At 63.8% G+C, this 12,137-nt stretch carries 13 protein-coding genes; 6 read left to right on the top strand and 7 right to left on the bottom strand.

The features are described from left to right. Positions 1 to 54 precede the first annotated feature (54 nt). Positions 55 to 1,062, bottom strand: coding sequence for an Lnb N-terminal periplasmic domain-containing protein (locus tag ACFMBG_RS06230; protein WP_421053840.1), 1,008 nt, complete (start codon positions 1,060 to 1,062; stop codon positions 55 to 57). Positions 1,063 to 1,195: 133 nt separating this feature from the next. Between ACFMBG_RS06230 and ACFMBG_RS06225 the strand changes: the two genes are divergently transcribed. The 3 genes from ACFMBG_RS06225 (at position 1,196) to ACFMBG_RS06215 (ending at position 3,316) form a co-directional block, all read left to right on the top strand. Next, the gene (locus ACFMBG_RS06225; RefSeq protein WP_421053839.1) at positions 1,196 to 1,945 is read left to right on the top strand and encodes an alpha/beta hydrolase; all 750 of its coding nucleotides are present in this window, start codon (positions 1,196 to 1,198) and stop codon (positions 1,943 to 1,945) included. A 100-nt stretch (positions 1,946 to 2,045) separates the two neighbouring features. Continuing rightward, entirely contained in the window at positions 2,046 to 2,471 is a 426-nt protein-coding gene (locus ACFMBG_RS06220) for a VOC family protein (RefSeq protein WP_421053838.1), read from the top strand. A gap of 122 nt (positions 2,472 to 2,593) precedes the next feature. Then, positions 2,594 to 3,316, top strand: a complete 723-nt coding sequence (locus ACFMBG_RS06215) for an alpha/beta fold hydrolase (protein WP_421053837.1) — start codon at positions 2,594 to 2,596, stop codon at positions 3,314 to 3,316. Here ACFMBG_RS06215 and ACFMBG_RS06210 read toward each other — a convergent pair. Next, the gene (locus tag ACFMBG_RS06210) at positions 3,313 to 3,885 is read right to left on the bottom strand and encodes a DUF6151 family protein (protein WP_421053836.1); all 573 of its coding nucleotides are present in this window, start codon (positions 3,883 to 3,885) and stop codon (positions 3,313 to 3,315) included. The two genes, ACFMBG_RS06215 and ACFMBG_RS06210, sit on opposite strands and share 4 nt — an antisense overlap. Before the next feature lie 4 nt (positions 3,886 to 3,889). Further along, entirely contained in the window at positions 3,890 to 5,164 is a 1,275-nt protein-coding gene (gene phaZ / locus ACFMBG_RS06205; protein WP_421053835.1) for a polyhydroxyalkanoate depolymerase, read from the bottom strand. Positions 5,165 to 5,297: 133 nt separating this feature from the next. Here phaZ and ACFMBG_RS06200 point away from each other — a divergent pair, with 133 nt between their 5' ends. Further along, a complete protein-coding gene (locus ACFMBG_RS06200) occupies positions 5,298 to 7,100 on the top strand; it encodes a PHA/PHB synthase family protein (protein ID WP_421053834.1) in 1,803 nt (600 codons plus the stop codon). Between the two features lie 131 nt (positions 7,101 to 7,231). Continuing rightward, the gene (locus ACFMBG_RS06195; RefSeq protein WP_421053833.1) at positions 7,232 to 7,681 is read left to right on the top strand and encodes a phasin, PhaP; all 450 of its coding nucleotides are present in this window, start codon (positions 7,232 to 7,234) and stop codon (positions 7,679 to 7,681) included. 107 nt (positions 7,682 to 7,788) lie between these two features. Here ACFMBG_RS06195 and ACFMBG_RS06190 read toward each other — a convergent pair whose 3' ends face one another. Further along, positions 7,789 to 9,537: an adenylate/guanylate cyclase domain-containing protein gene (locus tag ACFMBG_RS06190; protein ID WP_421053832.1), complete on the bottom strand. Its 1,749-nt coding sequence runs from the start codon at positions 9,535 to 9,537 to the stop codon at positions 7,789 to 7,791. A gap of 117 nt (positions 9,538 to 9,654) precedes the next feature. Further along, positions 9,655 to 10,524 (bottom strand): NAD-dependent epimerase/dehydratase family protein, encoded by an 870-nt coding sequence (locus ACFMBG_RS06185; protein WP_421053831.1) that lies wholly within the window; start codon positions 10,522 to 10,524, stop codon positions 9,655 to 9,657. Positions 10,525 to 10,722: 198 nt separating this feature from the next. Here ACFMBG_RS06185 and phaR point away from each other — a divergent pair, with 198 nt between their 5' ends. Continuing rightward, positions 10,723 to 11,280 (top strand): polyhydroxyalkanoate synthesis repressor PhaR, encoded by a 558-nt coding sequence (gene phaR, locus ACFMBG_RS06180; protein WP_421053830.1) that lies wholly within the window; start codon positions 10,723 to 10,725, stop codon positions 11,278 to 11,280. Positions 11,281 to 11,364: 84 nt separating this feature from the next. On the opposite strand, the gene ACFMBG_RS06175 is transcribed toward phaR, so the two are convergent. Together ACFMBG_RS06175 and ACFMBG_RS06170 are read right to left on the bottom strand one after the other, a co-directional pair. Further along, positions 11,365 to 11,547, bottom strand: coding sequence for a hypothetical protein (locus tag ACFMBG_RS06175; RefSeq protein WP_421053829.1), 183 nt, complete (start codon positions 11,545 to 11,547; stop codon positions 11,365 to 11,367). A 65-nt stretch (positions 11,548 to 11,612) separates the two neighbouring features. Then, the gene (locus ACFMBG_RS06170) at positions 11,613 to 12,134 is read right to left on the bottom strand and encodes a hypothetical protein (RefSeq protein ID WP_421053828.1); all 522 of its coding nucleotides are present in this window, start codon (positions 12,132 to 12,134) and stop codon (positions 11,613 to 11,615) included. Between the last annotated feature and the right edge of the window lie 3 nt (positions 12,135 to 12,137).

The raw sequence follows: 12,137 nt of genomic DNA, 5'->3' as shown, positions 1-12,137 counted from the left end.
GAGGGGCCGGCCCCCCCCGCTCCCCTGGGTATTTGTGACCAGAAAGAAGCCGGGTCAGTTTGATGCAGGGGCGGGAACGCCCTCGCGGATCACGGCGGAATAGTCCGGGGTGAGGCCATGCGCCTGAGCGATGGGGGTGATGCTGCCAAGGGCGCGCAGCTCTTCGACGCTGCGGGTCTGGTCCAGCACGCCCTGCTCCCAGGCGAAATCCGGCAGGTAGCCGTTGGCCAGCACCCGCCAGTCCATCGGCACCTCGGCGGCGAAGGTGCGGATCAGCGCCATCACCACGGTGGTGCAATTGGTGGTGAGCGAGTTGTACCACTGCGGCCGGGCGGCGAGGCTGTTGGCAGCCGCCACATAGCGCAGCAGCAGGTCGCGGCCGGTGTCGGGGCTGACGCCGATGCGGAACAGCTGCACGTCCTCGCCGCGGGCGTTGGTGCGGGTGCCGACCAGGTCGCGCTCATCCGCGGCGATCAGCACCAGGGTGTTGGATTTGAACAGGTCGGCAATGGGGGAGAAGCCGCCGCCGGCCTGGCGGCGCACTTCGACCGACCAGGCGATCTGCTCGCCGTTTTCAAAGCCAAAGCTGACGATCACATGCGCCATCTGCGGCCCTGCCCAATAGGACATGAACAGGTCCACGCTTTGGAGCGTGGTCAGGTCGTAGCTGCGGGTTTCCCAGTTTACCTTGTAGTCTTCTGGTGTTTCCCAGGTGAAGTTGCGGACATCAGTGAGGGTGAGGATATCGCCTTCCACCTCGCCGGTGACCTGGCGGGCCACGTCGGGGGACCAGTTGCCGCCCTCGGGCGGGGTGAGGGTAGACCACCACAGGATCACCGCCGCGAGCGCCAGGGTGAAGGTTGTTAGGGCGCGCAGGGCGTGCTTGCGGAACAGCCCTGCCATGACGGCAAGGCCCAGCAAGGCAAACCCGCCCGCCATAGCGGTGCGCGGCAGCGTGCCGAAGGGCAGCCGGTACCACAGCGCCAGCGCCGCCCAGGCGGTGGCCAGCGCCACCGCGAGGATGGCAGCGGCCAGCGCGGCGGTTTTGAAGATCTTGAACATACCTGTGGTCCCCCGGAAAATTTTCGCGGACCATAAGGAGGACGGCAGGGGGCATGCAAGCGGGCAGTGCTGCCGCTTGCAGGGCAGGCAAAGCCGTGCCACATCTTGTGGAAAAGGACAGGAGACCAAAGACATGCCCGCCACTTCTTTTCTCGACACCGCCCAGGGCCGCCGGATTGCCTATCACAAGAGCGAAGGGCAGGGGCCGTGTGTGGTGTTCCTGGGCGGGCTGAAATCCGACATGGAAGGCACCAAGGCGGTGCATCTGGAGGCCTGGGCCAAGGCGCGCGGCCAGGCGTTTCTGCGGTTTGACTACTCCGGCCACGGTGAAAGCTCCGGCACCTTCGAGGAAGGCTGCATCGGTGACTGGCATGAGGACACGCTGGAGGCGGTGGAGAGCCTGACCGAGGGCGAGATCGTGCCGGTGGGCTCCTCCATGGGCGGCTGGCAGGCGCTGCTGCTGGCGCGGGAGATACCGGAGCGGATCAAGGGAATGGTGACCATCGCCGCGGCGCCGGATTTCACCGAGGACGGGTATTGGGCGAATTTCTCTGCGGAGCAGAAAGCGGAGCTGGAGAGCCGCGGCTACGTCGAGCTGCCGAGCGACTACATGGAGCCCTACCACATCTCCAAGCGGATGATCGAGGACGGGCGCAAGCGGCTGGTGCTGCGCTCGCCCCTGTTCCTGCCGTTCAAGGTGCGCTGCCTGCAAGGGACGGCAGACACGGCGGTGTCGGCCCATACCGCGCTGCGGCTGCTGGAGCATGCGACCTGTCCGGACATGCGGCTGAGCCTGGTCAAGGATGCCGATCACCGGTTTTCGGACGGGCCCTGCCTTAAGATGATCGAAGACGCGGTGCTGGACGTTCTGGGCGGGGTCTGACTGCGCCTAGGGCCATGACCTGAGACGAGCCGCCTGGCCTTGCAAGGCGCGCGGCCGGGAGCAGTGTTGCGGCGCGAGCGGAAGTGCGAGGAGTTGAAGGATGGATCAAAGGGTAAGCCTGATCACGCTGGGCGTGCCGGACAAGGAGAAGGCGGCGGCCTTCTATGAGGCCCTGGGCTGGCAGCGGGCGGAAAGCCCGGACGGGGTGATCGCCTTTGACCTGATTTCGCAGACGCTGGGGCTGTACCCTCTGGCGGCGCTGGCAGAGGAAATGGGGCTGGAGGAGCGGGAGCTGGGTACCGGCGCGATGACCCTGAGCCACAATACCCGAACCAAGGAAGAGGTGGCAGAGCTGCTGGCGGCGGCCGAAGCCGCGGGCGCGGAGGTGCTGAAGCCTGCGCAGGATGTGTTCTGGGGCGGCCATCACGGCTATTTCCGCAGCCCGGACGGGCATATCTGGGAGATCGCCTTCAACCCGTTTTCACCGCTGGCGGCGAATGGCGCGTTCCGCTGGAACGGCTACTGAGCGTGACGCGGCGGCGGCAGCGGTTTGGTGAATGACTGCCGCCGCGAGGTTTTTCTTGATCCGCCAGCAAGCTCTCCGCACAGTTGAGGCAACGGGTGGAGGGCAAACCGCGAGGGCAGGACATGCCTTATGACCAGCAACCGTGCCGCGAACCATTGGTTCTGCTGCCGGGGATGATGTGCGACGGGCGGATTTTCGAGGCTCAGATCAAGACGTTCTCCGGCAGCATGCCGGTGATGGTGCTGCCGCTGGCGGGCGGCGACACGGTGGAGAAGATTGCCGCCCGGATGCTGAGCCACCTGCCGCCGCGCTTTGCCCTGGCGGGGCTGTCGATGGGCGGGATTGTGGCGATGGAGCTGGTACGCCGGGCGCCGGAGCGGATCAGCCGGCTGTGCCTTATGGGAGCGAGCCCGCTGGCGGAGACGCCGGAGCAGGCCGCCGACCGGGAGCCGCAGATCATTGCGGCGCGGACCGGCAGGCTGGAGGATGTCCTGCGCGGGACGCTGCCGATGGAGGCGCTGGCGCCGGGGCCGTCGCGGCTGGAGGTGCATAACCTGTTCTGCCACATGGGGATGGAGCTGGGGCCGGAGCTGTATGTGGCGCAGGCGCGCGCCTTGCAGCGGCGGCCCGACCAGCAGGCCACGATGCGGCGGGTGCATATGCCGACGCTGGTGCTGGCAGGGCAGCATGACACGGTGGTGCCGCCCGCCAAGCATGAGCTGCTGTCGCAGCTGATCCCGAACGCGCGGCTGGTCGTCATTCCGGAAGCGGGGCATTTCCCGGTTCTGGAAGCGCCCGATGCAGTGAACCGGGCGCTGTTGCATTGGCTGGCGGTGCCGGCCTAGGGATACAGCACGGCGCGCTGCTCCTTGCTGAGCAATTCGGGCTCTGCCACCGGTTTGCCGGTCTTCGCATCAAAGAACGGCGTGTCTTTCCAGCGGCCTGACAGGCGGGCGGTGATCATCCGGCTGAGAATGCCCCAGGCCATGGCGCCGCCGCCCTTGGTGCGGGACTGTTTGCCAGGCACGGGAATGAAGGCCTTGGCGCGGATCTTGCCGAGCGCGGATTTGTCCTGGAACAGGCCGGAGCGCATGCCGGCAAAGGGCAGGCCGGGTTTTGCCAGCGTATTGGCGAACGGCGTGCCGCAGCAGGCAGCGTACCAGCGCAACGGGCCGCGGCGGCCGAGGCGGATCGCCTTCAGCTGCTCCGCGCCTTGGGTGATGGTGATGGTATCGGGCGACAGCTGGAACAGGTCGACCGGATCCGGCGCCGGATCCGGCTGGCCGTGATACAGCTCATTGGCGCGGCAGTCCGGGCAGTAGCAGACGACGCGGGTGCCGCCTTTGACACCCGCTGCTGAAACTTCGCCGCGCAAGGTCCCGCAATTGCAGGAGAACGCCAGGCCGCCGCTCATCCCGTCAGGCGGCCGTGTTCTTGTTGGCCGGTTTGCGGGCCGGCTTGCGGCGGCTGTTGGCGTTCATGAAATCGATCACCAGCGGCCGGATGTTGTCGCGCCAGCTGCGGCCCGCGAAGATGCCGTAATGGCCCGCGCCCGGCTCCACATGGCTGGCCTTCTTCTCCTCCGGCAGGCCGGTGCAGAGGTCCAGCGCCGCGACGCACTGGCCGGGGGCGGAGATATCGTCCTTGGCGCCTTCGACGGTTTTCACCGCCACGTCGGTGATCTTGCTGAAATCGACCTTGTGGCCGTTGACGATGAAGTCGTTGCGGGCAATCTCGCGGTTCTTGAAGATGCGCTCGACCGTCGACAGGTAGAATTCAGCGGTCATGTCCATCACCGCCAGGTATTCGTCGTAGAACCGGTTGTGGGCGTCGTGATCCGAGGCCTCCCCGCGGGAGACACGCTGGATCTGGTCCAGGAACGCCTTGGTGTGGCGCTCGCCGTTCATCGACATGAAGGAAGCGAGCTGCAGCAGGCCCGGGTAGACCTTGCGGCCGACGCCGGGGTATTTGAAGCCGACCTGCTGGATCATGGTTTCTTCCAGCTGGCCCATGGTGACACGGCGGCCGAAGTCGGTGACCTCCGTCGGGGTCGCGTCCGGGTCCACCGGGCCGCCGATCAGGGTCAGCGAGGAGGGCTGCGCCTTGGGGTCGCGCTCCGCCAGATAGGCGGTGGCGGCAAGCGTCAGCGGCACCGGCTGGCAGACCGCGACGACATGGGTGTCGGGGCCCAGCTCCCGCATGAAGTCGACGAGGTAGAGCGTGTAGTCCTCAATGTCGAATTTCCCTTCGGAAACAGGAATATCGCGGGCGTTGTGCCAGTCCGTCACATAGACTTCACAGTTCACCAGCAAGCTCTTGACGGTGGACCGCAAGAGGGTGGCGTAATGGCCGGACATCGGGGCAACCAGCAGCACTTTGCGCGGCTGTTCCTCGCGGCCGTTGACCTTGAAATGGACCAGGTCGCCAAAGGGGCGCTCGACCACGGTGGTGATGTCCACCAGATGGTCCTTGCCGTCTTCGCAGGTGAAGGTGCGGATGCCCCAGTCGGGCTTCACCACCATCCGCTGGTAGGTGCGTTCGGTCACTTCGCCCCAGGCCGCAACCCAGCTGAGCGCAGGATTTGGCAAGGCGGAAAAGACCGGGTAAGATGCCATGGAGAGGGCAGTGGCGCCCAGCCATTGGTTGGTGTTCCGGACGGTCTCCATCAGGTCGTAGGTCATCATGTATCGCATGCGCGTCTCCTTCGGGCTCTGTCCCCGCGTCATCGGACCAGAAAATCCGGAACATCGGACCAATCGCCGCTTTGCCCTGCCTTCTGCAGAAGAGTATTCTGCGTAGCAGAAAGCCTATGAGGGATTCCTTTTTATGACAACTAGTGACGAAGTCTCCGCAACGGCCAATTCTGAAAGCATTGAAAAACTTAAGGAAAATATGAAGCGTGTCGAGGAGCTGAGCAAGCGTTTGGCCGACGTCATGTCCCGGAAGGTGCCGCATAACCCGGCTTTGGACGGTCCGAATCAAGAGCTTTATGCGCGCGCAGCAACCGCCTATTGGACAGAGGCGATGCAAAACCCTGCCAAGCTTCTGGAGCATCAGCTCGAATTCTGGAGCAAGTCGGTGCTGAATTTCGCCGAAGCACAGAAAGCCCTGACCGGAAAAATGGACAGCCCGGATGACGGCGGCCCTGTGGACCGCCGTTTTACGAATCCGCTGTGGCAGAGCAGCCCGTACTTCAACTACGTCAAGCAGCAGTACCTGACCAACGCCGATGCGATCCGCAAGGCGGTGCAGAATGCCGGCGAGATGGATGGCAAGGACAAGCAGCGGCTGAGCTACTTTGCCGATCAGATCATCGAGATGATGTCGCCGACCAATTTCCTGCCTACCAATCCGGATGCGCTGGAGAAAGCGGTGGAAACCGAAGGCCAGTCGCTGGTCGACGGTCTGGAGAACCTGGTCACCGATCTGGAGGCCAACAACGGCGAGCTGGTGGTGCGGCTGGCGGACGAAACCGCCTTTGAACTGGGCGGCAATATAGCCACCACGCCGGGCGACGTGATTTACCGCAACCGGATGATGGAGCTGATCCAGTACAAGCCGGCGACGGAAACCGTGCATGAAACCCCCATCGTGCTGTTCCCGCCCTGGATCAACAAATTCTACATTCTCGACCTGAAGGCGCAGAACAGCCTGATCAAATGGGTGACCGAACAGGGCTACACGCTGTTCGTGGTCTCCTGGGTCAACGCCGATGCCAGCCATGCCGACGTGGGAATGGAGGACTACATTCAGGAGGGTTTCCTGACCGCGATCGAGACCGCCAAGGAGGTCTGCAATGTCGATCAGGTCAACACGGTGGGCTACTGCATCGCCGGCACCACTCTGAGCCTGACGCTGTCGCTGCTGAAACAGCGCGGCGACAAGTCGGTGAAATCGGCAACCTTCTTTACCACCCTGACCGATTTCGGCGATCAGGGCGAGTTCACCCCGTTCCTGCAAAACGACTTCATCGACGGGATCGAGGCGCAGGTGGAGCAGGAGGGCCTGCTGCGGTCGTGGGTGATTGCGCGCACCATGTCCTTCCTGCGCTCCAAGGACCTGATTTACGGCCCGGCGGTCAAAAGCTACATGATGGGCGAGACGCCGCCCGCATTTGATTTGCTCTATTGGAACGGTGACGGTGCCAACCTGCCGGGGCGGATGGCGATCCAGTACCTGCGGGGCCTGTGCCAGAACAATGAGTTCGTCGGCGAGGGGTTCGAACTGATGGGGCACAAGCTGCATATCAAGGACGTGGATGTGCCGCTGATCTCGATCACCTGCGAGACCGATCACATCGCCCGCTGGAAGGACTGCTACCACGGCGTGCAGCAGATGGGGTCGCGCAGCAAGAGCTTCATCGTGTCGGAGTCCGGTCATATCGCGGGCATCGTCAACCCGCCGAGCAAAAAGAAATACGGCCATTACGTCAATGACGACCTGAAGGGCGACAGCGAGGCCTGGATGGCCGGGGCGGAGTACCACGAGGGCTCCTGGTGGCCGCGCTGGAACGACTGGCTGAAGAAGCGGTCGGGCAAGCAGGTCCCCGCCCGCGACGTGGGAGATTCGGGCTATCCGTCTTTGATGCCGTCCCCGGGATCCTATGTGAAGGTGAAGGCAAACCGTTGATTTTGCAGGCGCAGAAAATTTTTCTGCGCCGCAGCATCAAAACTCTTGAAATGCTGCGGTGCAGCGTGCATATTCCCCTCATGCTAAGAGCGCAGGATGGTCCTGCTGCAGCTTTCTGAGGAATTAGAACTATGGCAAAGACCCAAGACTTCACCGCGATGATGAAAGACTTCATGGGCGCCTTCCCGGTCGACACCAAAGCGATGGAAGACGCATTCAAGAACACCGCAGCCCTGAACGAGAAACTGTCCGCCGTTGCGCTGGACGCTGCCGGCAAGTCGGCCGAAATCTCGAACAAGTGGACCAAAGAAACCATCGCCAAGCTGAGCGACGTTTCCAAGGTCAAGGCTGAGCCGGCTGACTACGCCAAGGCCGCGACCGATTTCGCTTCCGCTTCCGCTGAAGTGGCTGCCGAAAACATGGCTGCCTTCGCCGAAGTGGCAAAGAAAGTCCAGATGGACACCGTCGAGCTGCTGATGGCGGCTGGCAAAGACGCAACCGAAGAAGCCACCGCTGCCGTGAAAAAAGCCACCGAAGAGGTGACCTCGGCCGCGAAAAAAGCTTCGGCAGCTGCCAAGTAAGAACGTCCACGATCCGGCCCTCGCTCTCCTCCCTGACGGAGCTGGACCGTGAAGAAGGGCAGGCCGCAAGGCCTGTCCTTTTGCATTTCAGGGGTCATGCCGGGGGGTCAGTCAGGCAGCCCGGCGCGCCTCAGACCGTCGCAGTAATGCTCCAGGTCCTCCGCCCTGGCAAACGGCAGCGTCTCGCTGATGCGGGCCACTGAGAATTTGGGCTCAAGCTCCAGGATTCGCCCGCATTCCCGCGCCGCGGCGGGCCTGTCTCCCAGCTGGGCATAGCAGGCGGCAAGATGGCGGTGCGGCGCCGGGAAGCCCGGGAACAGCTCGATCGCCTTGTTCACTTCGGAAACCGCCGGTTCATAGACCCGGCACATGTACAGCGCGAGCCCCCGGAACCAGTGGAAATAGGTCGGGTGGAACGGGTTCTGAGATGTCGCCTGATCCAGTTCCTTCAGCGCCTTTTCCGGCCGGCCCTGGTAGATCAGCGACAGCCCGCGGAAGGCCATTGCATCGGTGTCGTTGGGGTTCAGCATCAGGGCGCGCTGAAAGTGGTCCTCTGCCGGGGCGAAGTTTCCCTTGCACAGATGCATGACGGCGAGCCTGCGCTGCGCAACGCTGTCGAGCGGATCGATCCTGGCGGCATGGCGCAGCAGCGGAAAGGCCTTGTCCAGGGTCAGTTCCACCGACAGGCCCCAGCCGCTCATCCATTCCACCAGATAAGTCAGCGCCAGCCCGGAATAGGCGGCCGCACTGCCGAAGTCGGCATCACAGGCCTGCTGGTACAGCTCCCGGCACTGCTTCAGCCTGCTGCGGGAGTCCAGGATGACGGATTTGGCCTGCATCACCAGCTCCCGCGCGGTCGGAGCGCCGCCCTTGGCCGCCAGCGCCGCGGATTTCTGCCGGGCAATGGACTGGAGCTGCGTCGCCAGGGTCTGGGTGATCTGAGAGGCCAGGGCGTCCTGCTGAGAGAAATCGTTCGAGAGGTACCGGTCATAGCGGCCGCTCCACAGCGACAGGCCGCTGGCGCCGTCCGAAAGCGTGACCGTGATCCGCAGCTTGCCGGTCAGTTGCCGGATACTGCCTTCGGCCAGAAACCGGACGCCAAGCTCGGAAGCCACCACGGACGACCCGGCGGTGCTGCCGGCAAAGCGCAATGCCGCATTGCGGGAGACGACGCGCAGCGCACGGAACCGGGACAGGCCAATGGTGATGTCCTCGGTCAGCGTCTGCGCCATGGTTTCGGTTTCGGCGCTGGCGGGTGAGGTACTGGCAAAGGGAAGCACCGCCACCGAGGCCTCGGGCGAGGGGCCTTCGGGGTCCAGCGCGGGCAGGGAATTGCCGGTGATGCGAAAGATGCGCACGGGCTCTGAAACGTTGCGGACCTGCTGCAATCCCAGGTCGTCGAAGGCCGCGCCGACCTTGCCGCGGACCTGTTCATGCACGGTGCCAGAGATGCAGATTTCCCCGGGCGCGGCGAGGCTTTGCAGGCGGGCGGCGATATTGACGCAATTGCCCAGCAGGTCATCGTCCGAGGGGAACACCATGCCTGAATGGATACCCATCCGCAGTCTCAGGTTCAGCCCGCGGGGGCCGTTGCGGAAGGCCGCCGCGTTGCCGGCAATTGCCATCGCCGCTTTGACCGCCCGTGCGGAAGCCGGGAACTCCAGCAGGAAGCCGTCCCCCACTGTTTTGACAAGCCGTCCTCCGTGCTCCTGCGCAACCGGGGCGATGATACGGTTGCCCAGATCACGGACCGCCGCGATGGTTTCGGATTCCCGTGCCTCAACCAAGGCGGAGTATCCGGCCACGTCAGCGATCAGTATGGCGGCTTGTCTTTGCCTGTCCCCTTGGTCAGCCATTTTCCCCGACACCACAGACTCGAAAGACCTGACGTCAATTGTATCACATTGAGAATCTTTTGCTGCCTTTTAGGTGCGGAAAGTCGTGACCCTGGGTCAGAATATTCCGTGTTAGCGTCAAAATTGTGCATCGCGGAAGCTTAAGTGCTGCAATTTCCAGCCGGTCAGGCGCCGCAGCCTGTGCGAGGCCATCTGCTGATCGAGCGCCGGACCCTCGGCCCAAGCGCCGTATTTGATCAGCACATGTTTCAGGCTGCGCACCACATAGCTCGCATCATGCCCGTGGCGGCGGGCAATCTCCCCGGTGATCTCCGCCACCGGAACGCCGGTTTCGGCACTGGCGTTGAAATGGCCGGTGAGCTGCGGCTGTTCCAGCAGCAGCCGGTAGGCGCGGGCCAGATCCGCCCGGTGCACCAGCGGCCAGCGGGTGGCGATGCTGCCCCAGATTTCGAACGGCTTGCCGCTGCGGGCGGCTTCCAGGTAGCGGGAGAAGGCACCGCCGTCCTCGTGGTAGACCATCGCCGGATGCAGCACTGCGGCTGTGAGGGCGGGGGACGCCAGAACCGTTTCGCCGTTCTCCTGCATCCAGGCAAAGGGCTTGATCGGCCGCAGCGGGCTGGTCTCATCCGCGACCCGGTTGCCGGTGGCGCCATAGAGCCAGCAGCCGCCGGTGTAGATCAGCCGCAGCGGCTCCGGGCGCAGGGCGGCCTGGCGCAGGATGGCAGCGATGGCGGTGGTGTCCGCCTCGGCCATGTCATCATCGAAGGTGGCGGCCAGCTGGATCAGCGCATCGGTCCTGGCAACCTCCCGGACCCAGCAGCCGGGGCTGCGCAGATCGCCCCGCAGGGGGCAGGCGCCCATCGCTTCCAGTTTGCGGTCGGAGGCCGCCGAGCGGCTGAGGCCGGTGACCTGATGGCCGCTGCGGACCAGCTCCCAGGTGACGGCAGCGCCGATGGAGCCGGTGCCGCCGAGAATCAGAACTTTCATTTCTATGCGCTCCTGCTGCGGTTTGGACTGCAGGACAGATCTGTAAAAGCTCAAGCAAGGTTCAGGTCAAGGGTTGTTGCGGCCGCCTGCCTGAGATTTTGACGGGAACTATTGTTGCGGAAACAGCGCTGAGGCTTCCCTTTTGTTCTGCAGTGGCATAGGCTTTGCTGCGATGCGTCATGACCGGGGAGGGAGCACATGGCAGAACAGGACAAACCCTTGCTGATCAAACGGTATGCAAGCCGCAGGCTGTATAACACCGAGACCAGCGATTACGTCACGCTGGAAGATATCGCGGGGTTTATCCGGGATGGCCGCGAGGTGCAGATCGTCGATCTGAAAACCGGCGATGACCTGACCCGGCAGTATCTGCTGCAGATCATTGCCGAGCATGAAAGCCGCGGCGAGAACGTGCTGCCGGTGAATGTGCTGAACGATCTGGTGCGCAGCTACATGGTGCCCGGCGGCGGAGTGATGCCGCAGTTCCTGCAGACCTCATTCGACATGCTGCGCGAGAGCCAGTCGAAGATGATGGAGAACATGAACGCAATGAACCCGATGTCCAAGATGCCGGGGTTCGAGGCGATGAAGGCGCAGCAGGAAGCATTCCTGAAGGCGATGACCGGCGGTTTCGGCACGGCGGGCTGGAGCGGCGGCGCGCAGGAGGATGAAAAGTCCGAAAGCGGCGGCGAGGATCTGGACGACATCAAGAAGCAGCTGGCGGCGCTGCAGGAAAAGCTGTCGAAGATGAAGTGAGGTTTTTCGGCGAGCACTGACAGCAAAGCCCCCGGTCCAGTTTGGCGGGGGCTTACTTTTTGCGCAGTCTGACGCCGGGGCGGATCAGGAGCCGGCTTCAACCTTCAGCACGTTATGCAGCCGGTGATACGGGGCGTTCTTGACGATCTCGTCCAGAGTCTTTGCCTCCGGCGCGGGACGCGCGCGCAGGTACAGATAGGCGCTGGCGCCAAAAGACAGGGCGCAGGCGCCGATGATCGTGCTGACGATGACTGTCTCAAGTCCCATGGCTTCAAACATGCGTTTCTCCGGTTGCGCTGCCAATATAGGCGAGGAAAGCTGAAAATTCCATATCACTTCCCGTCATGCCTGAGTTTGCCGGCTTCCAGGACGTGGCGGGCAAGGGACTCGGCGCTGTCGCGTGCCTGTGCGTGGCGGCGCATTCTCAGCCGTCCGCCGATCCTGGAGGCGGTTGCAAATACAAAGCCCGAAAACGACAGGAGGGTGAGGCCGAAGGCGAGCCCGCCGGTTACGGTGCCGGCAATCGCCGCACCAAAGCCCGCCAGCAGCGCGCCGGCTGCCAGCCGCTGTGCCCATTGGCCGATGACCTGATCCGCGTCGCGGGCCTGGGCCTCAGCCTCTGCGGCCTCAGAGGCAAAGGCGGTCAGCAGGTCGGCCACGGCAAGACCGCTGTCCGGGTCATTGGACACGCGGATCGCGGCCAGCAGGGCAGCCCGTTCCGCCTGGTCCGAAACCACCGCGCTAATGATCTGGGTCAGTTCGCCTTTGGGGACGGCATCCCCCATGCTCAGGGAGTTTGCCATGGCAACCAGCGCGGTTGCCGGGCGCCGCTTGAATTTGGCCGGAGCTTTCATAGG

The organism is Leisingera coralii (assembly GCF_049056525.1).
Taxonomy (GTDB): domain Bacteria; phylum Pseudomonadota; class Alphaproteobacteria; order Rhodobacterales; family Rhodobacteraceae; genus Leisingera; species Leisingera coralii.
The sequence above is the reverse complement of the archived record's forward strand: the minus strand, read 5'-3'. Positions and strand labels throughout refer to the sequence as shown.

Coding starts and splice junctions, on each gene's coding strand:
- ACFMBG_RS06215 (WP_421053837.1), top strand. CDS start 2,594: ATGCCTTATGACCAGCAACCGTGCCGCGAACCATTGGTTCTGCTGCCG.
- ACFMBG_RS06175 (WP_421053829.1), bottom strand. CDS start 11,547: ATGGGACTTGAGACAGTCATCGTCAGCACGATCATCGGCGCCTGCGCC.
- ACFMBG_RS06200 (WP_421053834.1), top strand. CDS start 5,298: ATGACAACTAGTGACGAAGTCTCCGCAACGGCCAATTCTGAAAGCATT.
- ACFMBG_RS06220 (WP_421053838.1), top strand. CDS start 2,046: ATGGATCAAAGGGTAAGCCTGATCACGCTGGGCGTGCCGGACAAGGAG.
- ACFMBG_RS06190 (WP_421053832.1), bottom strand. CDS start 9,537: ATGGCTGACCAAGGGGACAGGCAAAGACAAGCCGCCATACTGATCGCT.
- phaR (WP_421053830.1), top strand. CDS start 10,723: ATGGCAGAACAGGACAAACCCTTGCTGATCAAACGGTATGCAAGCCGC.
- phaZ (WP_421053835.1), bottom strand. CDS start 5,164: ATGCGATACATGATGACCTACGACCTGATGGAGACCGTCCGGAACACC.
- ACFMBG_RS06170 (WP_421053828.1), bottom strand. CDS start 12,134: ATGAAAGCTCCGGCCAAATTCAAGCGGCGCCCGGCAACCGCGCTGGTT.
- ACFMBG_RS06210 (WP_421053836.1), bottom strand. CDS start 3,885: ATGAGCGGCGGCCTGGCGTTCTCCTGCAATTGCGGGACCTTGCGCGGC.
- ACFMBG_RS06195 (WP_421053833.1), top strand. CDS start 7,232: ATGGCAAAGACCCAAGACTTCACCGCGATGATGAAAGACTTCATGGGC.
- ACFMBG_RS06225 (WP_421053839.1), top strand. CDS start 1,196: ATGCCCGCCACTTCTTTTCTCGACACCGCCCAGGGCCGCCGGATTGCC.
- ACFMBG_RS06230 (WP_421053840.1), bottom strand. CDS start 1,062: ATGTTCAAGATCTTCAAAACCGCCGCGCTGGCCGCTGCCATCCTCGCG.
- ACFMBG_RS06185 (WP_421053831.1), bottom strand. CDS start 10,524: ATGAAAGTTCTGATTCTCGGCGGCACCGGCTCCATCGGCGCTGCCGTC.